A 23915-nucleotide genomic window follows, 5' to 3' on the forward strand; every position below is an offset into this window, starting at 1 on the left:
ATGAACGACACGAGCGCTCCCTTCGTGCTGCAAACACGCGACGAGCGCGGCGTGGTCACGCTGACGCTGAACCGGTCGTCTTCGTTCAATGCGCTGTCGGAAGGCATGCTCGGCGCACTGGAGCAGGCGCTCGGCGAGATCGCGGCCGACGAGGGCGTGCGCGCCGTCGTCATCGCGGCGGCGGGCAAGGCCTTCTGCGCGGGCCACGACCTGAAGGAAATGCGCGCCGAGCCCTCGCTCGGCTACTACGAGCAGCTGTTCGAGCGGTGCGGCGCGATGATGCTGTCGATCCAGCGGCTGCCGGTGCCGGTGATTGCCCGGGTGCACGGCATCGCCACCGCGGCGGGTTGCCAGCTGGTGGCGGTGTGCGACCTGGCGGTGGCCTCGAGCGAGGCGCGCTTCGCGGTCAGCGGCGTGAACGTGGGGCTGTTCTGCGCCACGCCCAGCGTCACGCTGTCGCGCAACCTCGGGCGCAAGGAAGCCTTCGAGATGCTCGTGACCGGGGAATTCATCGGCGCGGAGGAAGCGCGTGAGAAGGGTCTGGTCAACCGGGTGGCGCCGCCTGCCGAACTCGATGCCGCCGTCGAGTCGCTGGTGGCCAGCATCGTCGCCAAGCCCCGCAAGGCACTGGCGCTGGGCAAGGCCCTGTTCTACCGCCAGCTCGAAACCGGCATCGAGGCCGCGCTGGCCGACGCCAGCCAGACCATGGCTTGCAACATGATGGACGAGAGCGCGCTCGAAGGCGTGCAGGCCTTCATCGAGAAGCGCCCGCCTTCGTGGAAGTGCTGAAGCGCTGAGAAAGCGCTGAGGCTAGATGTCGTGCAGCCGCGAGCTTTGCGGCAGGTGCGCCATCAGGAACTCCATCTGGTCGGCCAAGATGCGCCTGTTGCGCAGGATGAAGTCCTCCCACAGGCTGGGCACGTAGGGCGCATACAGCAGCGGCATGTTCGCCTGCTCGGGCGTGCGGCTGCTCTTGCGATGGTTGCACGGCTTGCAGGCCGTGACCACGTTCATCCAGGTGTCGATGCCCTTCTGCGCAAAGGGAATGATGTGCTCGCGCGTGAGCTCGTCTTCGTGGAAATGGCCGCCGCAGTAGGCGCACACGTTGCGGTCGCGCGAGAACAGCTTGCTGTTGGTCAGCCCCGGCCGCTGCGTGAAGGGGTTGATGCGCGGCACGCCCTTGGTGCCGATGATGCTGTTGATCGCAATCTGCGACTGCTCGCCCGTGATGGCGTTGTGGCCGCCACGGAACACAGCCACCTGCGCGCCCACCTCCCAGCGAACTTCGTCCGCCGCATAGTGGATCACCGCCTGTTCCAGCGAAATCCATGACTGGGGCAGCCCTTGGGCCGACAGCTTCAAGACCTTCACACACGCCTCCTCGAAAAGGGAGAGAACACGGAAAGACCAGGGACACGGAGCGCGTTGTAAACCCACGCCAATCAACGCACTGCGTCACAATATACCGGCTTTGTGACAAATCGGCCTGATTCGCCCATTTGACGGGCGAAAGGCGCTATCAAAAAGATACTCACCGATGCAGGTTTTTCGCGGCTTCCGGCACCCGGGCGTGGCCCCTGCCTGCGCCCTCACCATAGGCAATTTCGACGGCGTGCACCGTGGCCACCAGGCCATGCTCGCGCTTTTGCAGACCGAGGCCCGCCAGCGCGGGCTGCCCAGCTGCGTGCTCACTTTCGAGCCCCACCCGCGCGACTATTTCGCGGCGCTCACCAAGAAACCCGACCTGGCGCCGGCGCGCATCGGCACCCTGCGCGACAAGCTCAGCGAGCTGGCGGCCTGCGGCGTGGCGCAGACCATCGTGCTGCCGTTCGACGGCCGGCTGGCCTCGCAGTCGCCCGAGGAGTTCATCCAGAACGTGCTGATCGACGGCCTGGGCGCGCGCTACGTGCTGGTGGGCGACGACTTCCGCTTCGGCGCCAAGCGGGCCGGCGACTACGCCATGCTCGACGCCGCCGGCGACGCCCGCGGCTTCGACGTGGCGCGCATGAACAGCTACGAGGTGCACGGCCTGCGGGTTTCCAGTTCGGCCGTGCGCGAGGCGCTGGCCGAAGGCCGCATGGCCGATGCCCAGACCCTGCTGGGCCGGCCCTACACAATTTCGGGCCACGTGGTCCACGGCCGCAAGCTGGGCCGCGCGCTGGGCGCCTCGGCGCCGGGCAAGGACGACGGCTTTCGCACCCTCAACCTGCGCTTCAAGCACTGGAAACCGGCCGCCAACGGCATCTTCGCGGTGCTGGTCCACGGCCTGGCCGACCAGCCGCTGCCGGGGGTGGCGAACCTGGGCGTGCGCCCCTCGCTGGACGCCAACGACGTCAACGGCGGACGGGTTCTGCTCGAAACCCATTGCCTGGAGTGGCCCTCCCATCTCGGGACCGAAGGGGCCTACGGTAAAATCGTGCGCGTGGAACTCCTGCACAAACTGCACGACGAATTGCGCTACACCAGCCTCGAGGCCCTCACAGCGGGCATCGCGAAGGATGGCCGCGACGCGCGTGCGTTCTTTGCCTCCACCCACGCCGAAACCCACCGCCAGACCACGCGCGATCGAATTTAGCCCTGCACGCACCGTGCTGCCGCCCTTCGACAAGCTCAGGGCGAACGGCTATATCTTCCGCACCGACGCGCTCCTTTTTTTCCGGGCAGTTCGGGCCGAGCCTGTCGAAGCCCCCTGTTTCGCACCCCAACATGTCTGACGCCGCCACCCCCACCGACTACCGTTCCACGCTGAACCTGCCCGACACCCCCTTCCCGATGCGCGGCGACCTGCCCAAGCGCGAGCCGGGCTGGGTGAAGGAATGGAACGACGAAGGCCGCTACCACCGCCTGCGCGACGCCCGCCACGGCGCGCCCAAGTTCATCCTGCACGACGGCCCCCCGTACGCCAACGGCCAGATCCACATGGGCCACGCGGTGAACAAGATCCTCAAGGACATGATCACCAAGGCGCGCCAGCTCGAAGGCTTCGACGCGCTGTACGTGCCCGGCTGGGACTGCCACGGCTGCCGATCGAGAACGCCATCGAAAAGCAGTTCGGGCGCAACCTGAGCCGCGACGAGATGCAGGCCAAGAGCCGCGCCTACGCCACCGAGCAGATCGCCCAGCAGATGGTCGACTTCCAGCGCCTGGGCGTGCTGGGCGAGTGGGACCATCCGTACAAGACCATGGACTTCGCCAACGAGGCCGGCGAGCTGCGCGCGTTCAAGCGCGTGATCGAGCGCGGCTTCGTGTACCGGGGCCTGAAGCCCGTGTACTGGTGCTTCGACTGCGGCTCCTCGCTGGCCGAGTTCGAGATCGAATACGCCGACAAGAAGAGCCAGACCATCGACGTGGCCTTCAAGGCGCACGAGCGTGAGAAGGTGCTCAAGGCCTTCGGCACCGACCACACGATCCTGGGCGACATCTTCGCCGTGATCTGGACCACCACCGCGTGGACCATCCCGGCCAACCAGGCGATCAACCTGAACCCCGAGCTGGAGTACTCGCTGGTCGACACCGAGCGCGGCCTGCTGATCCTGGCCAACTCGCTGGTCGAGATGTGCATGACGCGCTATGCGCTCGACGGCAAGGTGCTGGCCACCGTGAAGGGCGAGGCCCTGGGCGGGCTCGAATTCGAGCATCCGCTGTACGACGTCAAGGATGAGAACGGAATACACGGCTACCAGCGCCTGTCGCCCATCTACCTGGCCGACTACGCCACCGCCACCGACGGCACCGGCCTGGTCCATTCCTCGCCCGCCTACGGCGTGGACGACTTCAACTCCTGCATCGCCCACGGCGTGGCGTACGACGACATCCTGAACCCGGTGCAGGGCAACGGCAGCTACGCGCCCGACTTCCCGCTGTTCGGCGGCCAGAACATCTGGAAGGCCGTGCCGGTGATCATCGCCACGCTGCGCGACGCCAACCGCCTGCTGACCACCGAGACCATCACGCACAGCTACCCGCACTGCTGGCGCCACAAGACGCCGGTGATCTACCGCGCCGCGGCGCAGTGGTTCGTTCGCATGGACGAAGGCGAAGGCGTGTTCACCAAGGACAAGGCGCCCAAGACGCTGCGCCAGACCGCGCTCGACGCCATCGAGCAGACCAGCTTCTACCCCGAGAACGGCAAGGCGCGCCTGCACGACATGATCGCCGGGCGCCCCGACTGGTGCATCAGCCGCCAGCGCAGCTGGGGCGTGCCGATCCCGTTCTTCCTGCACAAGGATTCGGGCGAGCTGCATCCGCGCACCATGGAAATCCTCGACCAGGCCGCCGACATCGTCGAGAAGGGCGGCATCGAGGCCTGGAGCCGCGTGACGGTCGAGGACATCCTCGGCGCCCAGGACGCGCCGCACTACACCAAGAGCACCGACATCCTGGAGGTGTGGTTCGACTCGGGCTCGACCTTCTATCACGTGCTGCGCGGCACGCACCCCACGGTGCACCACGACGTCGGCCCCGAGGCCGACCTGTACCTGGAAGGCCACGACCAGCATCGCGGCTGGTTCCACTCGTCGCTGCTCATCGCCTGCATGCTGGAAGACCGCGCGCCCTACAAGGGCCTGCTGACGCACGGCTTCACGGTGGATGCCAAGGGCATCAAGATGAGCAAGTCGCTCAAGAACGGCATCGACCCGCAAGAGATCAGCAACAAGCTGGGCTCGGAAATCATCCGCCTGTGGGTGGCCGCGAGCGACTACTCGGGCGACATCGCGGGCGACGACAAGATCCTGGCCCGCGTGGTCGATGCGTACCGCCGCATCCGCAACACGCTGCGCTTCCTGCTGGCCAACACCAGCGACTTCGACATCGCGAAGGACGCGGTGCCGCTCGACCAGCTGTTCGAGATCGACCGCTACGCGCTGGCCCGCGCCGCGCAGTTCCAGGCCGAGATCCTGGCGCACTACCAGGTGTACGAGTTCCACCCGGTGGTGGCCAAGCTGCAGATCTACTGCTCCGAAGACCTGGGCGGCTTCTACCTGGACATCCTGAAGGACCGCCTCTACACGACGGCCCCGGGCTCGCTGGCGCGCCGCAGCGCGCAGACGGCGCTGTGGCACATCTCGCAAGCCATGCTGCGCTGGATGGCGCCGTTCCTGAGCTTCACGGCCGAAGAGGCCTGGAAGATCGTGGGCACCGGCAAGCCGGGCGAGTCGATCTTCACGCAGACCTACAGCCAGTTCGCCGCGCCCGACGAGGCCCTGCTCGCCAAGTGGAGCCGCATCCGCGAGATCCGCGACGCGGTGAACAAGGACATCGAGGCCGTGCGCGCCGAAGGCAAGGTCGGCTCGTCGCTGCAGGCCAACCTGCAGGTGACGGCCCCGGCCGACGACTTCGCGCTGCTGGGCACGCTGGGCGAGGACCTGAAGTTCGTCTTCATCACCTCGGCCATCGCGCTGGCGGCCGGCGAGGCGCTGGCGACCGTGGTCACGCCGAGCACCGCGCAGAAGTGCGAGCGCTGCTGGCACTACCGCGACGACGTGGGCCACGACGCGGCCCACCCGACGATCTGCGGGCGCTGCACGAGCAACCTGTTCGGCGCCGGCGAATCGCGGAGCTTTGCCTGATGGCCGCCGCCCGTTCCATGTCGGCGTCGCGTTCGCGCGGCGGCAGCATCTGGCCCTGGCTGGCGCTGGCGTTGATCATCGTGATCATCGACCAGTTCACCAAGACGCTGATCCTGGGCTACTACAAGCTCGGCGACGCGACCTACGTGACCGGCTTCTTCAACGTCGTGCGCGCGCACAACACGGGCGCGGCCTTCTCGTTCCTGGCCGACCACTCGGGCTGGCAGCGCTGGCTGTTCACGGCCATCGGCGTGGGCGCGGCGGTGTTCATCGTGTGGATGCTGCGTTCGCACGCGGGGCAGAAGCTGTTCTCGTTTTCGATGGCCTGCATCCTGGGCGGGGCCGTGGGCAACGTGGTCGACCGCATGATGCACGGCTACGTGGTCGACTTTTTGAGCTTCCACGCGGGGAACTGGTACTTCCCGGCCTTCAACGCGGCCGACAGCGCCATCACGCTGGGCGCGATCTGCCTGATCGTGGATGAGATCCGGCGGGTACGCCGAGGCAAGTAGCTTTTTTCAGGGGCCCGCGGGGCTCCTTCTCATTGGGGCCGGCCACCTTCGCCAAAGCCCGAGGGTTTTTCCCCGCTTTCTTGCCATGTCATAACAAAGACATACTGCGGCGGTTCAATGTAATCGATTACATGAACACCGCACGATGAGCATTCAAGCCGTTGCAGCCAAAGCCGGGGTCTCCGTGGCCACGGTGTCGCGCGCCTTCAACTTTCCGGACAAGGTGACGCCCGCCACCCGCGAACTGGTGGAGCGCGTGGCGCGCGAACTCAACTACCTGCCCAACGCCAGCGCGCGCACGCTGCGCACCCAGCGCAGCCGCGTGCTGGGCGTGGTGCTGCCCACGCTGCTGAACCCGACCTTTGCCGAGTGCCTGCAGGGCATTGCGCGCGCCGCCATCGCGGGCGGCTACGCGATCATTCCCGTCACCACGGGCTACCGGCTCGACGAGGAAGAGCGCGCCGTGCACCTGCTGCTGGCGGGCAATGTCGACGGACTGATCCTCGTGGTGTCGAACCCGTCGACCTCGGCCGCGCTGCCCCGCTTGCAAGCCGCCGGCGTGCCCTACGTGCTGGCCTACAACCGCCATGCCGACCACCCCTGCGTGTCGGTCGACAGCGAAGGCGCGGTGGCCGATGCGGTCACGCGGCTGGTGCTGCTGGGCCACCGCCGCATTGCCATGGTCAGCGGCACGCTGGCCGCGTCCGACCGCGCGCAGCAGCGCTTTCGCGGCTACCTCAAGGGCATGGCCGACGCCGGGCTCGACGCGCCGCCGCTCATCGAAGTGCCCTTCGTCGAGACCGCCGTCGATGCGCTGTCCGCGCAACTGCAGGCGCGCCGCCGCCCCACCGCGCTGATCTGCTCGAACGACCTGCTGGCCATCCGCAGCATCCGCGCCGCGCACCTGAGCGGCCTGGCGGTGCCCGACGACCTCAGCGTGATCGGCTTCGACGGCATCGCGCTCGGCGAAGACCTCACGCCCGCGCTCACCACCATTGCGCAGCCCAACAGCGACATCGGCCGCCACGGCGTCGAGTTGCTGATCCAGGCCATTGCCGGCGGCGCCACGCTGCAAGCCGACGCGAGCCTGCTGCTCCCCCATGCCTTCCGAGACGGCGAGTCGTGCGCTTGTGCGCGCGAGGACAACAACGCCGCCAGTTCCTGACTTCACCTCTTCTTCCACAAGGAGTTCCCACATGTCTTCCCGCTTCCACCGCATGGCCCGCCTGGGCCTGCTCGCCGCCACGCTCGTCGCCGGCAGCGCCATGGCGCAGACCGCCATTTGCTACAACTGCCCGACCGAATGGGCCGACTGGGGCACGCAGCTCAAGGCCATCAAGGCCAGGACCGGCGTGACCGTGCCGCCCGACAACAAGAACTCGGGCCAGTCGCTCGCACAGCTGGCCGCCGAGAAGGCGAGCCCCGTGGCCGACGTCACCTACCTGGGCGTGACCTTCGCCGTGCAGGCCGCGAAGGACGGCCTCGTGGAGCCCTACAAGCCGGCCGCGTGGAAAGACATTCCCGACGGCCTGAAGGACCCGGCCGGCAACTGGTTCACCATCCATTCGGGCACGCTCGGCTTCATGGTGAATGTCGATGCGCTCAAGGGCAAGCCAGTGCCCAAGTCGTGGGCCGACCTGCTCAAGCCCGAATACAAGGGCCTGATCGGCTACCTCGACCCGGCCTCGGCCTTCGTCGGTTACGTGGGCGCGGTGGCGGTGAACGAAGCACGCGGCGGCACGCTCGACAACTTCAAGCCGGCCATCGACTACTTCAAGGCGCTGCAGAAGAACGAGCCCATCGTGCCGAAGCAGACGTCTTATGCGCGCGTGCTGTCGGGCGAGATCGCGATCCTGCTCGACTACGACTTCAACGCCTACCGCGCCAAGTACAAGGACAAGGCCAACGTGGCGTTCGTGATCCCGAGCGAAGGCACGCTGGCCGTGCCCTACGTGATGAGCCTGGTCGCCAAGGCCCCGCACGCGGCCGACGCGAAGAAGGTGCTCGACTTCACGCTGTCCGACGAGGGGCAGGCGATCTGGGCGAAGGCTTACCTGCGGCCGGTGCGCGCCAATGCGATGCCCAAGGACATCGAGGCGCAGTTTCTGCCGGCCAGCGAATACGCCCGTGCGAAGAGCGTGGACTATGGGCGGATGGCTGCGGCTCAGAAGGCTTTCTCTGATGAGTATCTGAAGGAAGTGCGCTAACTCGCGGTTGCTTGTTCAGGGCGCGCCCACGCCGACGGGGCGCCTTGCTCCGCGAATGTCCCCCGGGGCTGCGCCCCTCCTCCTTTATTTCGCTGCGCAAGGCACCCCATCAGCGTGAGCGTTTTCAGAGCACGGGTTGATCAGCGATTCCCCAGCCGCGTGCCCAGGTGCACAGGGCATCGGGTGCTCCCCGCAGCGAAATAAAGGAGGAGCCCGAAGGGCGGGGGACATTCGCGGAGGGGAGTACCCGGTGTCCTGTGCACGCGCCCCGAAAACGGCAAACCCGAATCCACAAACGAAGGTCACGACACGAGATGAAGCAACACAACGCCTGGAACCCACGCTGGCGCCTGCTGGCCTGCGTCGCCCCCGCGGCCGCCTTCTTCGCTGCCTTCTGGCTGCTGCCGGTGGTGCGATTGCTCACGCTGCCCGCCGACAAAGGCTGGGCCACCTACTTCGCCGTGCTGACCGACGCACGCTACCTCCAGAGCATGGCCAACACCGTCGTGCTCTCGGTCGCGGTGACGCTCGCCACGCTGGTGCTGGGCGCGGCGGTGGGCATCTACCTTGCGCGCCACGCCTTCGTCGGCAAGCGCATGCTGCTGTCGCTGCTCACGCTGCCGCTGTCGTTTCCGGGCGTGATCATCGGCTTCTTCGTGATTCTCCTGGGCGGGCGGCAAGGCGTGGTCGCCGACCTGAGCGACAGCCTGTTCGGCCAACGCATCACCTTCGCCTACGGCCTCGTCGGGCTGTTCCTGGCGTACCTGTATTTCTCGCTGCCGCGCGCCATCGCCACCTACACGGCGGCCGCCGATCGATGAACACGCAGCTCGAGGAAGCCGCGCGTTCGCTCGGCGCCTCGCGCCTTCGCGTGGCGCGCGATGTGTGGATGCCCGAGCTCGCGCCCACCACGCTGGCTTGCGGCGCCATCCTGTTCGCCACCTCCATGGGCGCGTTCGGCACGGCCTTCACGCTGGCCAGCAAGTTCGAGGTGATCCCCATCACCATCTACAACGAGTTCACCAACTACGCCAACTTCGCGCTCGCGGCGTCGCTGTCGATCTCGCTGGGCATCGTGACCTGGCTGGTGTTGTTCGTTGCGCGCCGCTTCGGCGCGAGCCCCGTCGCACGCTGAAAGGGTCGATTCACATGCGAACCAACACCCAGGCCAAGGCGCCTTTCCTGCTCGCCGTCACGGTCATCGTGAGCCTCTTCATGATCGCGCCGATGCTGCTGTCGGTCATGGCGGGGCTCGTCAACAACTACAGCGCAGGCCTGAAGAGCGGCCTCACGCTGCGCTGGCTCGGCGAGGTGTGGGAGAACTACGGCGGCACCGTCGGCTGGTCGATCGCGCTGGCCGTGGCCTGCGTCGTCGGCACCGTGCTGCTGGGCGTGCCCTGCGCCTACGCGCTGGCCCGCAGCCGCTCGCGCGCCGCGCGCATCTTCGAAGAGCTGCTGACCCTGCCGGTCGCGGTGCCGGGGCTGGCCACGGCGCTCGCGCTGATCCTCGCCTACGGGCAGCTCACGGCCTTTCGCCAGAGCTTTGCCTTCATCCTCGTGGGCCATATCGTGTTCACGCTGCCGTTCATGGTGCGCACCGTGAGTTCGGCCTTCGCGCGCGACGACCTGCTCGCGCTCGAGGAGGCGGCGCGCTCGCTGGGCGCGAACTTTCGCCAGCGCTTCATGGGCATCCTGGTGCCGGCCGTGTTTCCGGCCATCGTGGCCGGCAGCCTGATGGTGTTCACCCTCTCGGTCGGCGAATTCAACCTGACGTGGATGCTGCACACGCCGCTCACGCGCACGCTGCCCGTGGGGCTGGCCGACAGCTACGCCTCGATGCGCATCGAGGTGGGTTCGGCCTACACGCTGGTGTTCTTCGCCGTCATTCTTCCGGTGCTGTGGGGCCTGCAGTACCTTGCCAACCTCATGCAGAAACGCCATGGAACTTGAACGCATTCCCGTCGACATCACGAACTGCGCGAAGACGTACGCCGACGGCACGCGCGGCCTGCAACCCACCGACCTGCGCGTGGAGGCCGGCGAAGTGCTGGCGCTGCTCGGCCCCTCGGGCTGCGGCAAGACCACGCTGCTGCGGCTGATCGCCGGGCTGGAGTCGCCCGACGCCGGCACGCGCATCGTGTTCGGCGAACAGGACGTCACGCAGCGCCCGGTCGAGCAGCGCGGCGTGGGCATGGTGTTCCAGAGCTACGCGCTCTTTCCGCAGATGACGGTGGCGGCCAACATCGGCTATGGCCTGCGCATCCGCGGTGTGTCGCCCGACGAAGAAAAGCGCAGCGTGGGCGAACTGGTCGACCTCGTGCGCCTGGGCGGGCTGGAGAACAAGCGCCCCGCCGAGCTGTCGGGCGGCCAGCGCCAGCGCGTAGCCCTGGCGCGCGCCGTGGCCGTGCGCCCGCGCGTGCTGCTGCTCGACGAGCCGCTGGCCGCGCTCGATGCCAAGCTCAAGGAGTCGCTGCGCGACGAACTGGCCGAGTTGCTGCGCCGCCTGCACATCACGGCCATCCACGTCACGCACGACCAGCAGGAGGCGCTGGCCATTGCCGACCGGCTGGCGGTGATGCGCGCCGGGCGCATCGTGCAGGTCGGGCGCGGCGAAGACCTCTACCGCGCGCCCGCGCACCCCTTCGTGGCCGAGTTCCTGGGCCGGGTCAACCGGCTGGCGCGCGACGCCGACGCCGTGGCCCAGGGCGTTGTCCGACTCGGAGGGTCAACCCTGCCCTGCCCCGTTGCATGGCAGGCCCATGCGAGCCTGCTGGTGCGGCCTGAAGACATCGAGGTCGGCGCGCCCCGGCCCGATTGGGGCGCCGCCACGGTCGAGCGCCGCACCTTCCTCGGCGACCGCGTGCAGTTGCACCTGCGCGTGCAGGGCCAGCCCGTGCTGGTGGCCGATGTGGGTCGCGACAATCCCTTCGGGCCGGGCGACGCGGTGGGCCTTCGCGTCGACCCCGAGCGCCTGATGACGTCGCAGGAGACCAGCGCATGACAACGAACAACAACAGCAACAACACCTTCCTGGTCCAGCTGACCGACCTGCACATCCGCGAGCCGGGCCGGCTGGCCTATGGCCGCATCGACACCGCGCCGTACCTGGAGCGCGCCGTGCAGTCGGTGCTCGCGCTGCGCCAGGCGCCGGACGCGGTGGTCGTCACCGGCGACCTGACCGACTTCGGCCGCGCCGCCGAGTACGAGCACCTGGCGCGCCTGCTGGCCCCGCTCACGATGCCGGTCTACCTGATGCCCGGCAACCACGACGACCGCGACCAACTGCGCCGCAGCTTTCCCGGCCACGCGTACCTGGGCACGGGCGCCGACACGCACGGCTTCATCCAGTATTCGGTGCGCGTCGGTCCGCTGCGCCTGCTCACGCTCGACACCTGCGTGCCCGGCGCCAGCCACGGCTCGCTGTGCGAGAAACGCCTGGCCTGGCTCGAAGCCCAACTCGACGCCTGCCGCGACGAGCCCGTGGTGGTCGCCATGCACCACCCGCCCTTCGAAACGCTGATCGGCCACATGGACGACATCGGCCTGCTGCAGGGCGCCGACGCGCTCGAGGCCCTGCTCTTGCGCTACACGAACGTCGAGCGCGTGATCTGCGGCCACCTGCATCGCGCCATCGACGTGCGTTTCGGCGGCACCATTGCCTCGACCTCGCCGGCGCAGGCCCACCAGGTCTGCCTCGACCTCGCGCCCGACGCGCCCTCGGCCTGGACGCTGGAACCGCCGGCTTTCCGGGTCCACGCGTGGTCGCCGCGCGGGGGGCGGCTGGTGACGCATCTGGCCGCCGCCGGGCGCTTCGAAGGGCCTTATCCTTTCCACGACAACGGAGCGCTTATCGACTAACTCGTTTTCTTGTGGAAAATGGGGTCAAAACGAACCAAAACGAAAAGGATAGAACCCGACACCCATGAAGCACCTTCTGAATCTGCTGGCGGCAGTCGCATTGCTGGTGTGGGGTACGCACCTTGTCCGTACCGGCGTGCTGCGGGTCTTTGGCGCCAACCTGCGCAAGATCCTCGTGCAGAGCATGCGCAACCGCTTCACGGCCGCCCTCTCGGGCATCGGCGTGACGGCGCTGGTGCAGTCGAGCACGGCCACCTCCCTCATGACCTCGTCCTTTGTCGGGCAAGGGCTGGTCACGCTGCCGGCGGCGCTGGCGGTGATGCGGGGGGCCGACGTGGGAACGGCGCTGATCTCGGTGCTTTTCTCGGCCGACCTGTCGTGGCTGTCGCCGATGTTCATCTTCGTGGGCGTGGTGCTGTTCATCACGCGCTCGGCCTCGGTGGCGGGGCGCGTGGGGCGGGTGCTGATCGGCCTGGGGCTCATGCTGCTGGCGCTGCAGCTGGTGGTGGAAGCCACCGAGCCGCTGTTCTCGTCGCCGGCCGTGCGCGCGCTGCTGGCCTCGCTCAACAGCGACGTGCTGCTCGAAATCACCATCGGCTCGGTGCTGGCCATCGTGGCTTATTCGAGCCTGGCGGTGGTGCTGCTGGTGGCGGCCATGGCCACCTCGAACGTGGTGCCGCTCGACGTGGCGCTGGGGCTGGTGCTCGGCGCCAACCTGGGCAGCGGCCTGCTGGCGGTGCTGACCACGGCCAAGTCGGCGGTGTCGGTGCGCCAGGTGACGGTGGGCAACCTGCTGTTCAAGGCGCTGGGCGTGGCCATCGTGGCGCCCTTCATCGGGCTGTGGATCCGCTACGTGCAGCCGGAGCTGCCGAACCAGACGCACGGCGTGGTGCTGTTCCACCTGGCCTTCAACGTCGTCATCAGCGTGGGCTTCATCGGGCTCACGCAGTGGGTGGCCAAGCTGGTGACGCGAATGCTGCCGGTGCCGCAGCAGCCGACCGGCACCTCGCGGCCGCACCACCTCGACCCCTCGGCGCTGTCGACGCCTTCGCTGGCCATTTCGAACGCGGCGCGCGAGGCGCTGCACCAGGCCGACATCGTGGAGACCATGCTGATCGGCACGCTCGACGTGATCCGCCACAACGACCTGCGGCTGGCGCAGGAGCTGCGCCAACTCGACGACACGGTGGACGAGCTGTACTCGGCCATCAAGTACTACATGACGCGCATCTCGCGCGAGGCGCTGGGCGAGGAAGAAAGCCGGCGCTGGACCGACATCATCAGCTTCACCATCAACATGGAGCAGATCGGCGACATCATCGAGCGCGTGATCATCGACATCGAGGACAAGAAGATCAAGCCGCAGCGCAACTTCTCGGAAGCGGGCATGGCGGAAATCGTCGAGCTGCACGGGCGGCTGATCGCCAACCTGCGCCTGAGCATGAGCGTGTTCCTGAACGGCAACGTGCGCGACGCGCAGAAGCTGCTCGAAGAGAAGGTGCGCTTTCGCGACCTCGAACGGGCCTATGCCACCACCCACCTCGACCGGCTGTCGGACCGCACCACGCTGAGCATCGAGACCAGCTCGCTGCACATCGACCTGATCAGCGACCTGAAGCGCATCAACTCGCACATCTGCTCGATCGCGTACCCGATCCTGGAATCGGCCGGGGCCCTGGCGCCGAGCCGGTTGAAGGAATCGCGGCTGGGGCAGGCCGAGGGCTGAGCCCCGGCTCGGCGCGTTACTTCTGCGCGGCCGGCTTCAAGGCCGGCGCGGCTTCCTGCCCGCGCCGCGCATAGCGCTGCGCCAGCACCGCGCACACCATCAGCTGCATCTGGTGGAACAGCATCAGCGGCAGCACGATGGCGCCGACCGCGTGCGAGGCGAACAGCACCTTCGCCATCGGGATGCCGCTGGCCAGGCTCTTCTTGGAGCCGCAGAAGACGATGGTGATTTCATCGGCCGTGTCGAAGCCCAGCTTGCGCGCGGTGAAGGTCGTGAGCGTCAAGGCCAGCGCCAGCAGCACGGCGCACACCAGCAGCAGGCCGAGCAGCGCGCTCATCGGAATCTGCTTCCACAGCCCCTCGATCACCGCCGCGCTGAACGCGGTGTAGACCACCAGCAGGATCGAGCCCTGGTCGACGAACTTGAGCACGGCCGCGCGCTTTTGCACCCACTTGCCGATGATCGGGCGCAGCAGGTGGCCGGCCAGGAACGGCACCATCAGCTGCAGCAGGATGCGGCCGATCGAATCGAAGGACGAGGTGGCGTTGCCGTTGTGCGGCAGCACCACCAGGTTCACCAGCACGGGCGTGATGAACACGCCCAGCAAGGTGGACGCCGAGGCGCTGCAGATGGCCGCCGGCATGTTGCCCCGGGCCATGGCGGTGAAGGCGATGGCTGACTGCACGGTGGCCGGCAGCACGCAGAGGAACAGCACGCCCGTGTACAGCTCGGGCGTGACCAGCGGCGACAGCACCGGCTTGAGCGCCAGCCCCAGCGCCGGGAACAGGATGAAGGTGCTCGCGAACACCAGCAAATGCAGCCGCCAGTGCGTGATGCCCGCCATGATCGCCTCGCGCGACAGCTTGGCGCCGTGCAGGAAGAACAGCAGTCCGATGGCGACCGTGGTCAGGCCTTCGAAGAAGTGGGCGGTGCGCCCGCTGGCGGGCAGCAGGCTGGCGATGGTCACGACCGTGACGAGCGCGAGCGTGAAGTTGTCGGGGAGAAAGCGTGAACGGGCCATGGACGGGATTGGACCCGCATGCCATTCAAAAGAGAAATGGATTTATCGGATGGATATATGATTCCAATGCATGAATGTCACGCTGCGCCAGCTCCGCGTCTTCCGCTCGGTGGCCGAGGGCCGCAATTTCAGCCGTGCCGGTGACCAGGTCGGCCTGAGCCAGCCGGCCGTGAGCCGCTCGATCCTGGAACTTGAATCGCAACTGGGCTTGAAGCTGCTCGACCGCACCACGCGCGAGGTGGTGCTGACCGAGGCGGGCCAGTCGCTTGCAGCCCGGCTCGACCGCGTGCTCGACGACCTCGACCAGACCCTGCAGGACGTGGCCGGCCTGGCCAGCGCGCGCGGCGGCAAGGTGCGGGTGGCCAGCAGCCCCACGCTGTCGGCCAACCTCATGCCCGGCTGCATCGCGGCCTGCGCGGTGCAGGCGCCGGGCATCCAGTTCCTGCTGCTCGACCGCATCCAGCAGGACGTGCTGGACAGCGTGCGCAGCGGCGAGGTCGATTTCGGCGTGGTGATCGAGCCGTCGGAGGCCGACGACCTGCATTGCGAAGCGATCCTCGACGACCCGTTCGTGCTGGTGATGCCGCCCGCGCACCGGCTCGCGCAAAAGGCGTCGGTGCGCTGGACCGCGCTCGACGGCGAATCGCTGGTGCTGCTCGACCACGCCTCGGGCAGCCGCCGGCTGATCGACCAGGCGCTGGAGCGCCACGGCGCGCACTGCGAAGTGAAGCAGCAGCTCGGCCACCCGACCACGGTGTTCCGCATGGTCGAAGCGGGCATCGGCATCAGCGTGATGCCGGAGCTTTCGTTGCCGCCGGAGGGGCTGCCGCAACTGGTGGTGCGGCCGTTGGTGCCGCGCGTTCAGCGCGCGATCATGCTGATCCGCCGGCGCAACCGCGCGCTGTCGCCGCTCGCCGAACGCGTGTGGGGCATCGTGCGCGAGACCGCCGCGCTCAGTGCGGCAGTTGCAGCCCCCGGTTCGACGAAGACGGCTGGCTGAACTTCGCCTGCCGCTGGCGCACGCAGAAGTCGATCAGGTCGTCCACCTCGGTGGCCTTGTCGAACACCGCGTCGGCGCCCAGCAATGCGCACTTGCGGCGCATCTCGGGCGTGGCGTAGTTGCTGAGCACCACCACCTTCTGCATCGGGTCGCGCTCGCGGCAGGCCTCGAGCACGCGAAAGCCGGTGCCGTCCTTCAGGAACAGGTCGACGATGGCCAGGTCCCACTGCGACAGGTTGCGCGTGAGCCAGCGCGTGCCTTCGGCCTCCGACTCGGCCTGCCCGATCGGGTCGACCCGCGCCACTTCGCGCAGGGTGCCCACCAGGTTCTCGCGGATGGTGGGGTTGTCTTCGACGATGTAGGTGCGAACGGTGTGCATGACGGCTTTGCCTCTGAGCTTTGAGCCAAGCTACAAAGTGCGCCTGTCACAAGTCGAAGGCATGACACCCCAGCGCGGGTAGGACAAGGACTGCCCGCCCGCGCGGCCCGTCAGAGCGTGAGGATCGTGCAGCCCGTGGTCTTGCGCGCCTCGAGATCGCGGTGCGCCTGCTGCACGTCGTCCAGGGCGTAGCGCTGGTCGATCGGGATCTTCACCGCGCCGCTTTGCACCACCGCGAACAGGTCGTCGGCCATGGCCTGCGTGCTCTCGCGCGTGGCCATGTGCGTGAAGAGCGTGGGCCGCGTCACGTACAGCGAGCCCTTGGACGCGAGCGTGCCCAGGCTGATCGGCGGCACCGGGCCCGAGCCGTTGCCGAACACCGCCAGCAGGCCGAAGGGGCGCAGGCAATCGATCGAGCCTTCGTAGGTGTCCTTGCCCACCGAGTCGTACGCCACCTTCACGCCCTTGCCGCCGGTGATTTCCTTCACCCGCGCCGCGAAGTTCTCGGTGCTGTAGTTGATGGCGTGCGCCGCGCCGTGTTCGAGCGCGAGCTTGCACTTGGCGTCGCTGCCGGCCGTGCCGATGAGCTGCAGGCCGAGCGCCTTGGCCCACTGGCACGCGATGAGGCCCACGCCGCCCGCGGCCGCGTGGAACAGGATGAAGTCGCCGGCCTGCAGGCCTTCGGCCGGCAGCGTCTTCTTCAGCAGGTACTGCGTGGTCAGGCCCTTGAGCATCATGGCCGCGCCGGTCTCGAACGAGATGTCGTCGGGCAGCTTGCACACGCACTTGGCGGGCATCACGCGCAACTCGCAGTACGCGCCGGGCGGCGGGCTCGCATAGGCAGCGCGGTCGCCGGCCTTCAGGTGCGTGACGCCTTCGCCCACCGCCTCGACGATGCCCGAGGCTTCCATGCCCAGCTGCAGCGGCATCTGGAACGGATACAGCCCGCTGCGCTGGTAGGTGTCGATGAAGTTCAGGCCCACCGCCTTGTGGCGGATGCGGATCTCGCCGGGGCCGGGTTCGCCGACTTCGACTTCGACGATCTTCAGTTCTTCGGGACCGCCGGGGCGGTCGATACGAACGGCTTTGCTCTTCATGATGTGCTGTCTCCACGCGCAGGAAAAAGAAGATGCGCATCCTGCCATGTTTGGGTTTCCCGCGACGGCACGGGACATTGCCGCCCGGTAGAGTCGGCGCCCATGCAGACACAGCCGCGCCTCACGCCTCTTACCGTTTTCCTGCTCATCGTGCCGCCGCTGCTCTGGGCCGGCAATGCCGTGGTCGGGCGCCTCGTGCGCGAGCTGGTGTCGCCGCTCACGCTGAACTTCGTGCGCTGGCTCATCGCGTTCGCACTGCTGCTGCCGCTGGCCGCGCCGGTGCTGCGCCGGCGCAGCCCGCTGTGGGCGCACTGGAAGCGCTATGCGCTGCTGGGCCTGTTCGGCATCGGGCTGTACAACGCGTTCCAGTACCTGGCGCTGCAGACCTCCACGCCGATCAACGTCACGCTGGTGGGTTCGAGCGTGCCGCTGTGGATCCTGGCGACGGGCGCCCTCTTCTTCGGCGCGCGCATCACCCCGCGCGAGATCGGCGGCGCACTGCTGTCGATGGTGGGCGTGCTGCTGGTCCTGAGCCGCGGCGACTGGCAGTTGCTGCTCGCGCTGCGGCTGGTGCCGGGCGACCTGTACATGCTGCTGGGCTCCATCGCCTGGGCCTTCTACAGCTGGATGCTCGCGCGCACCGACGAGCCGCGAAGCGTGCGGCAGGACTGGGCCGCGTTCCTGATGGCGCAGCTGGTGTTCGGCATTGCGTGGTCGGGCGCGCTGGCCGCCGGCGAATGGACGCTGACCGACGCGCACTTCGACATCGGCTGGCCGCTGGTCGCGGCCCTGCTGTTCATCGGCATCGGCCCCGCGGTGGTGGCCTACCGCTGCTGGGGCACCGGCGTGCAGCGCGCGGGCCCGCAGGCGGCGAGCCTCTTCATGAACCTCACGCCGCTGTTCGCGGCCGTGCTGTCGGCCGCGTTCCTGCGCGAGGCGCCGCACTGGTACCACGGCGCGGCGTTCCTGCTGATCGTCGGCGGGATCGTGGTGTCGTCACGGCGCTGAGCGCGCCGCACGCTGCCGGTCAGTACGTGCCGGGGTAGGCGCCGCCGTCGGCCAAGACGTTTTGCCCGGTCATGTAGCCGGCCTGCATGCTGCACAGGAAAGCGCAGATCGCGCCGAACTCCGCCGGCGTGCCGAAGCGCCTGGCCGGAATGTTCTTCTTGCGCGCTTCCCATACGGTGTCGAAGTCTTGCCCCGTCTTCTGCGCCGCGCCGGCCATCGTGCCCTTCAGGCGGTCGGTGTCGAACGAGCCCGGCAGCAGGTTGTTGATGGTCACGCCCTGCGCCGCGATGGGCGTGCGCGCCACGCCGGCCACGAAGCCGGTCAGGCCGCTGCGCGCGCCGTTCGACAGGCCCAGGATGTCGATCGGCGACTTCACCGAGCTCGACGTGATGTTCACGATGCGGCCGAAGCCGCGCTTGGCCATGCCGTCGACCGTGGCCTTGATCAGCTCGATGGGCGTGAGCATGTTCGCGTCGACCGCCTTGATCCACGCCTCGCGGTCCCAGTTGCGGAAGTCGCCGGGCGGCGGGCCGCCGGCGTTGGTGACGACGATGTCGAAGTCGTGGCCCAGCGCGAACACGGCCGCGCGACCGGCTTCGGTGGTGATGTCGGCGGCCACGTGCTTGACGAACGGGCCGGCATTGCCGGCCGCGGCGGTCAGCGTCTTGGCGGCCGCTTCGAGCGCCTCGGCGCCGCGCGCCACGATCACCACGTTCACGCCCTCGCGCACCAGCGCCTCGGCGCAGCCGTAGCCCAGCCCCTTGCTCGCGCCGCACACCAGCGCGGTCTTGCCTGCAATACCCAGATCCATGTTGTTTCTCCAGTCAGTCTTGTAGCTGTCGCAAGCGGCTTCTTCAGCGCCCCTTGCGTGTGAAAACGAAAATGCCCGCGATGACGAGCACGGTGCCGGCCGCGATCCATGGCGTGAACGGTTCGCCGAGGATCACCACCCCCATGAGGATGGTCGACAGGGGCCCGATCATGCCGGTTTGCGCGGCAATGGCGGGGCCGATGCGCTCGATGGCCATCATCACCATGAGGACGGGCACGGCCGTACACAGCGTGGCGTTGAGCACCGACAGCCAGATCACTTCCGGCGCCACCTGCATGGCCACACTCATCGGCCGCGTCAGCACGAACTGCAGGATGCACAGCACGCAGGCCACCGTGGTCGCCAGCCCCACAAGCCGCAGCGAGCCCAGGCGCTTGACGAACTCACCGCTGTAGACGAGGTAGCCCGCATAGCTCACCGCGCTCAGGAACACCAGGAACGCGCCCCACGCCGCCGCGCCGCCGCCCTTGCCGCCGCCGCCGGTCCACAGCTCGTGGCCGAACACCAGCAGCACGCCGGCGTAGCTCACGACCATGCCCAGCACCTGCGGGCGCGTCGGGTGGCGCCGGTACATCAGCCAGCCGAAGAACAGCACCAGCGTCGGGTTGAGATAAAGAATGAGCCGCTCGAAGCTGGCCGAGATGTACGCCAGCCCCGCGAAGTCCAGAAAGCTCGCGAGGTAGTAGCCCGAGAAACCGAGCCCGACGATGCCGAGCCAGTCGCGCGCCGTGAGCCGCGGCTTGCCGCGCCCGGCCCACCACGCCATGACCGCGAACAGCGGCAGCGCGAACAGCATGCGCAGCATGATGAGCGTCACCGCGTCCACGCCGTGGCGGTACGCGAGCTTGACGATGATGGCCTTGCCGCTGAACGCGATGGCGCCCAGCGTGGCAAGGACGAGGCCGGTGGCGATGCCCTTCTTCGCGGCGTCGTGCGAAGCAGCTTGCGGGGGGATGCCGGCCGTCGCGGCTGTCTTGTTCATCCCCCGATCATCGCGGCAAGCGCAAAACCTTTGCTTGCTCAGTACCCCGCGGCCACGCCGTCGCGGCGCGGATCGCTCGCGGCCACGTAGCCTTCGACCGAGGGCTCGCCCGCGCGCCAGATGAACTGGCCGGCGCCGAAGTCCTGGTAGGAGTCGTTGATCACTTCCAGGTGGTGGCCCCGGTCGCGCAGGCCCTGCACGGTGCTGGCGTTCATCGCGGCCTCGACGTTGATCTCCAGGCCCGCGTTGAAGCGCCAGCGCGGCGCGTCGCAGGCGGCCTGCGGGTTCTGCTTGTAGTCGAGCATGCGCACCAGCGTCTGCATGTGGCCCTGCGGCTGCATGTTGCCGCCCATCACGCCGAAGCTCATGACCGGCTGGCCGTCCTTCGTGAGGAAGGCCGGAATGATCGTGTGGAACGGGCGCTTGCCCGGCGCCACCACGTTCGGGCTCTCGGCCTTCAGGCTGAAGCCGTGGCCGCGGTTCTGCAGGCTGATGCCGTATTCGGGCTCCACGCAGCCCGAGCCGAATCCCATGTAGTTGCTCTGGATGAAGCTCACCATCATGCCGCTCTCGTCGGCCGCCGTGAGGTAGATGGTGCCGCCCTTCACGGGATTGCCGGCCTTGAAGTCCTGCGCCTTCTTCACGTCGATGAGGCGCGCGCGCGAAGCGAGGTAGGCGTCGTCGAGCATCTGCTCGGTCGTCACTTCCATCGTCTTGCGCTCGGACACGTAGCGGTACACGTCGGCGAAGGCCAGCTTCATGGCCTCGATCTGCAAGTGCTGCGACTGCACCGAGTCGACCGGCAGCGAGGCGATGTCGAACTTCTCGAGAATGCCCAGCGCGATGAGCGCGGCAATCCCCTGGCCGTTCGGCGGGATCTCGTGCAGCGTGTGGCCGCGGTAGTCGCGCGAGATGGGCTTGACCCACTCGGGCTGGTAGGCCGCGAGGTCGGCCACCGTGAGCGCGCCGCCGTGCTCGGCCGAGAACCTGGCCAGCGCCTCGGCGATCTCGCCGTTGTAGTAGGCCTCGCCCTTGGTGCGTGCAATGGCCTTGAGCGCGCGCGCGGCCGCCGTGAAGCGGAACAGGTCGCCCACCTCGGGCGCGCGGCCCCACGGCAGGAAGTTCTGCGCGAAGCCCGGCTGCGAGCCCAGCAGCGGCGTGGCCGCGGCCCACTTGCCCTGCACCACCGGCGGCACGAGATAGCCGCGCTCGGCGATGTCGATGGCCGGCGCCAGCAGGTCGGCGAACGGCAGCTTGCCGAAGCGGTCGCTCATGGCCACCCAGCCGCGCACCGCGCCCGGCACCGTGACCGAGTCGATGCCGCGCATCGGCGGCGTGGCCGCGTCGGCGCCGTACTTGGCCTTGAAGTATTCGGGCGTCCAGGCCTTGGGCGCCGGGCCCGAGGCGTTCAGGCCGTGCAGTTCCTTGCCGTCCCACAGGATGCAGAAGGCGTCGCTGCCCAGGCCGTTGCTCACGGGCTCGACCAGCGTCATGACGGCCGCGGTGGCAATGGCCGCGTCGACCGCGTTGCCGCCCTGCTGCAGGATGCGCAGCCCGGCCTGCGAAGCCAGCGGGTGCGAGGTCGACACCACGTTGCGCGCGAAGATGGGGATGCGGGTCGAGAGATAGGGGTTGTTGAAGTCGAAGTTCATTTCGATGGGCTCTTCTTTATTCGTTGGTGATCTTGCGGTCGACAACAATCTTTTTCCATTTGGCGGCGTCGACCGCCACCATCTTGGCGAATTGATCTGGCGTGCCCGGCGTCGCGGGCTCGATGCCCAGGCGCGCGAGCTTTTCCTTCACCTCGGGGTCGGCCAGCGAATCGTTCGCGGCCTTGTTGACCTTGGCGACGATGTCCGCCGGCAGGCCCTTCGGACCGTAGAAGCCGAACCACGTGTTCGATTCATAGCCGGGCAGCGTGTCGGCAATGGCCGGCAGCTCGGGCGCCAGCGGGCTGCGCTTGAGCGAGGTCACGCCCAGCGCGCGCAGGCGGCCGTCGCGCACGTGCGGCATGCCGGTGGGCAGCGAGTCGAACAGCACGTCGACCTTGCCGCTGATCAGGTCGGGAATGGCCAGCGCCGTGCCCTTGTAGGGAATGTGCGTGACGAACACGCCGGCCTGCGCCTTGAACAGCTCGGCCGTGAGCTGCACGATGGTGCCGGGGCCGCTCGATGCGTAGTTGAGCTTGCCGGGGTTCTTCTTGGCATAGTCGATCCACTCGCGCACGGTCTTGGCGGGCGAGTTCACGGGCACCAGCATGATGCTGGCCGCGTCGCCCACGTGGGCGATGGGCGTGAAGTCGCGCACCGTGTCGTAGGGCAGCTTGCTGATGGCCGGGCCGATCGAGTGCGTGCTGGTGGTGGCCAGCAGGATGGTGTAGCCGTCGGGCGCGGCCTTGGCGGCCTGGTCGGAGCCGATGGCGCCGCCGGCGCCGGGCTTGTTGTCGACCACCAGCGTGGTGCCGAGCTTCTCGCTCATCTTCTGGCCCAGCGTGCGCGCGAACAGGTCGGTGGCGCCGGCCGCCGGGAACGGCACGATCAGGCGGATCGGCTTGTTCGGGTAGCCCTGCGCCAGGCTGGCGGTCGAGGCGGCCATGCCGAGCGCGGCAACGGCGAGCACCTGGAGGAACTGGTGGCGTTTCATGTGCGGATTTCTGTGCCTGTGGACGAAAAAAGGATGCTATGCACCGGCGGCGCATCAAGCCAGATAATTTCGCTTATTCAACTATGAGTAACGCTTATGACAAGAGGCGCGGCGGAAGAAATTTCCCTGCAGCAGTTGCGGGCGCTGACGGCGGTGGCCGAAACCGGCAGCTTCACCCTCGCGGCCGAGGCGCTGCAGCTCACGCAGCCGGCCATCAGCCACCTGATCAAGCGGCTGGAAGAAGAGCTGGCGCAGCCGCTGGTGGTGCGCGGGCGCCGCATCCGCATGACCGGCGCGGGCCAGATGATGGTCGACACCGCCGTGCGCGCGCTGCGGCTGATCGATGAGTCGGTCGACGCCTGTCGCTCGCAGTCGCAACTGCGCGAAGGCCGCATCGTGCTGGCGGTGGGCCACCTCACGGCCGGCGCCCTGCTGCCGCCGCTGCTGGGCCGCTTCTCGCAGAAGCACCCGACGCTGGCGACCACGCTGCTCGACAGCACGGCCGAGCAGATGATCTCGCGCATCCTGTCGCAGGAGGCCGACCTGGGCTTCGGCTCCGACATCGGCCAGAAGCATTCCGAACTCGCGACCGAGCCCCTGTTCACGGAGCGCATGGCGCTGTTCGTGCGCGACGACCATCCGCTGGCGCAGCACACGATGGTCGAGGCCAGGCACCTGGGCGACCTGCCCTTCATCCACGTGAACCCCGACGCCAACGTGTGGCGCGCGGTGAGCCGCCAGCTCTCGAGCGTGGCCAACGTGTACCCGCGCGTGGTGCACCACGTGTCGATGCTGTCGACCGCCTTCGGCCTGATCCAGGCGGGCGCGGGCGTCGCGCTGGCGCCGCGCTACGTGGAAGTGCTGATGCCGGGCAACCTGCGCGCCGTGAACGTGACGCGGCCCACGCTCGAATACCCGGTGGTTGCCGTCCGGCTGGCCAAGCATCCCCTGAGCCCGGCCGCGATGGCGTTCCTGGCCATGGCCCGGCAGCACATGAAGCCGCCCCGGGCCGGCAAACCGGGCGCGCCATGAAAAACGGCGCCCGAAGGCGCCGCTCTCAAGAGATCCGGAAGGACCGGG

The 23915-nt window shown here is 68.0% G+C and carries 20 protein-coding genes and 2 pseudogenes; 14 read left to right on the forward strand and 8 right to left on the reverse strand.

Annotated elements, in window-relative coordinates; genetic code table 11:
* Positions 1-789, forward strand: a complete 789-nt coding sequence (locus tag BMG07_RS10060) for an enoyl-CoA hydratase (RefSeq protein WP_198084442.1) — start codon at positions 1-3, stop codon at positions 787-789.
* A gap of 21 nt (positions 790-810) precedes the next feature.
* Here BMG07_RS10060 and BMG07_RS10065 read toward each other — a convergent pair whose 3' ends face one another.
* Positions 811-1371 (reverse strand): HNH endonuclease, encoded by a 561-nt coding sequence (locus BMG07_RS10065; protein WP_198084443.1) that lies wholly within the window; start codon positions 1369-1371, stop codon positions 811-813.
* A gap of 166 nt (positions 1372-1537) precedes the next feature.
* Here BMG07_RS10065 and BMG07_RS10070 point away from each other — a divergent pair, with 166 nt between their 5' ends.
* The 10 genes and pseudogenes from BMG07_RS10070 to BMG07_RS10115 all read left to right on the forward strand — a co-directional run bounded on the left by BMG07_RS10070 (position 1538) and on the right by BMG07_RS10115 (position 13873).
* The gene (locus BMG07_RS10070) at positions 1538-2575 is read left to right on the forward strand and encodes a bifunctional riboflavin kinase/FAD synthetase (RefSeq protein WP_198084444.1); all 1038 of its coding nucleotides are present in this window, start codon (positions 1538-1540) and stop codon (positions 2573-2575) included.
* A 131-nt stretch (positions 2576-2706) separates the two neighbouring features.
* Positions 2707-5570: pseudogene (gene ileS / locus BMG07_RS10075) on the forward strand (isoleucine--tRNA ligase).
* Positions 5570-6082, forward strand: a complete 513-nt coding sequence (gene lspA / locus BMG07_RS10080; protein WP_198084445.1) for a signal peptidase II — start codon at positions 5570-5572, stop codon at positions 6080-6082. The pseudogene ileS and the gene lspA overlap by 1 nt, the downstream one beginning before the upstream one ends.
* 145 nt (positions 6083-6227) lie before the next feature.
* Complete coding sequence (locus BMG07_RS10085; protein ID WP_198084446.1) at positions 6228-7247, forward strand: LacI family DNA-binding transcriptional regulator; 1020 nt, start codon at positions 6228-6230, stop codon at positions 7245-7247.
* A gap of 31 nt (positions 7248-7278) precedes the next feature.
* Positions 7279-8289, forward strand: a complete 1011-nt coding sequence (locus BMG07_RS10090; RefSeq protein WP_198084447.1) for an ABC transporter substrate-binding protein — start codon at positions 7279-7281, stop codon at positions 8287-8289.
* Positions 8290-8603: 314 nt separating this feature from the next.
* A pseudogene (locus tag BMG07_RS10095) lies at positions 8604-9424 on the forward strand (ABC transporter permease).
* Positions 9425-9438: 14 nt separating this feature from the next.
* Positions 9439-10239, forward strand: a complete 801-nt coding sequence (locus BMG07_RS10100) for an ABC transporter permease (RefSeq protein ID WP_198084448.1) — start codon at positions 9439-9441, stop codon at positions 10237-10239.
* Positions 10229-11290, forward strand: coding sequence for an ABC transporter ATP-binding protein (locus BMG07_RS10105; protein WP_198084449.1), 1062 nt, complete (start codon positions 10229-10231; stop codon positions 11288-11290). Before BMG07_RS10100 ends, BMG07_RS10105 begins: the two co-directional genes overlap by 11 nt.
* Positions 11287-12147: a phosphodiesterase gene (locus tag BMG07_RS10110; protein WP_198084450.1), complete on the forward strand. Its 861-nt coding sequence runs from the start codon at positions 11287-11289 to the stop codon at positions 12145-12147. Before BMG07_RS10105 ends, BMG07_RS10110 begins: the two co-directional genes overlap by 4 nt.
* Before the next feature lie 64 nt (positions 12148-12211).
* Positions 12212-13873 (forward strand): Na/Pi cotransporter family protein, encoded by a 1662-nt coding sequence (locus BMG07_RS10115; protein ID WP_198084451.1) that lies wholly within the window; start codon positions 12212-12214, stop codon positions 13871-13873.
* 16 nt (positions 13874-13889) lie between these two features.
* Here the strand turns inward: BMG07_RS10115 and BMG07_RS10120 are convergent, their stop codons facing one another.
* Positions 13890-14894, reverse strand: coding sequence for a bile acid:sodium symporter family protein (locus tag BMG07_RS10120; protein WP_198084452.1), 1005 nt, complete (start codon positions 14892-14894; stop codon positions 13890-13892).
* Between the two features lie 70 nt (positions 14895-14964).
* Between BMG07_RS10120 and BMG07_RS10125 the strand changes: the two genes are divergently transcribed.
* Positions 14965-15894: a LysR family transcriptional regulator gene (locus tag BMG07_RS10125; protein WP_198084453.1), complete on the forward strand. Its 930-nt coding sequence runs from the start codon at positions 14965-14967 to the stop codon at positions 15892-15894.
* Here BMG07_RS10125 and BMG07_RS10130 read toward each other — a convergent pair.
* Positions 15848-16273: a response regulator gene (locus BMG07_RS10130; RefSeq protein ID WP_198084454.1), complete on the reverse strand. Its 426-nt coding sequence runs from the start codon at positions 16271-16273 to the stop codon at positions 15848-15850. The genes BMG07_RS10125 and BMG07_RS10130 overlap by 47 nt on opposite strands.
* A 110-nt stretch (positions 16274-16383) precedes the next feature.
* A complete protein-coding gene (locus tag BMG07_RS10135) occupies positions 16384-17370 on the reverse strand; it encodes a quinone oxidoreductase (RefSeq protein ID WP_198084455.1) in 987 nt (328 codons plus the stop codon).
* 102 nt (positions 17371-17472) lie between these two features.
* Between BMG07_RS10135 and BMG07_RS10140 the strand changes: the two genes are divergently transcribed.
* A complete protein-coding gene (locus tag BMG07_RS10140; RefSeq protein WP_198084456.1) occupies positions 17473-18378 on the forward strand; it encodes a DMT family transporter in 906 nt (301 codons plus the stop codon).
* Between the two features lie 19 nt (positions 18379-18397).
* Here BMG07_RS10140 and BMG07_RS10145 read toward each other — a convergent pair whose 3' ends face one another.
* Genes BMG07_RS10145 through BMG07_RS10160 form a run of 4 tightly spaced genes read right to left on the reverse strand, consistent with a single transcriptional unit; the run spans position 18398 to position 22835 of the window.
* Entirely contained in the window at positions 18398-19189 is a 792-nt protein-coding gene (locus BMG07_RS10145; RefSeq protein ID WP_198084457.1) for an SDR family oxidoreductase, read from the reverse strand.
* Between the two features lie 43 nt (positions 19190-19232).
* The gene (locus BMG07_RS10150) at positions 19233-20192 is read right to left on the reverse strand and encodes a DMT family transporter (protein WP_198084458.1); all 960 of its coding nucleotides are present in this window, start codon (positions 20190-20192) and stop codon (positions 19233-19235) included.
* 38 nt (positions 20193-20230) lie between these two features.
* A complete protein-coding gene (locus BMG07_RS10155; RefSeq protein ID WP_198084459.1) occupies positions 20231-21844 on the reverse strand; it encodes a gamma-glutamyltransferase family protein in 1614 nt (537 codons plus the stop codon).
* 16 nt (positions 21845-21860) lie between these two features.
* Complete coding sequence (locus BMG07_RS10160) at positions 21861-22835, reverse strand: tripartite tricarboxylate transporter substrate binding protein (protein ID WP_198084460.1); 975 nt, start codon at positions 22833-22835, stop codon at positions 21861-21863.
* 96 nt (positions 22836-22931) lie between these two features.
* Between BMG07_RS10160 and BMG07_RS10165 the strand changes: the two genes are divergently transcribed.
* Positions 22932-23867, forward strand: coding sequence for a LysR family transcriptional regulator (locus tag BMG07_RS10165; protein WP_198084461.1), 936 nt, complete (start codon positions 22932-22934; stop codon positions 23865-23867).
* Positions 23868-23915 lie beyond the last annotated feature (48 nt).

The organism is Variovorax sp. E3, assembly GCF_016082275.1.
GTDB lineage: Bacteria > Pseudomonadota > Gammaproteobacteria > Burkholderiales > Burkholderiaceae_C > Variovorax.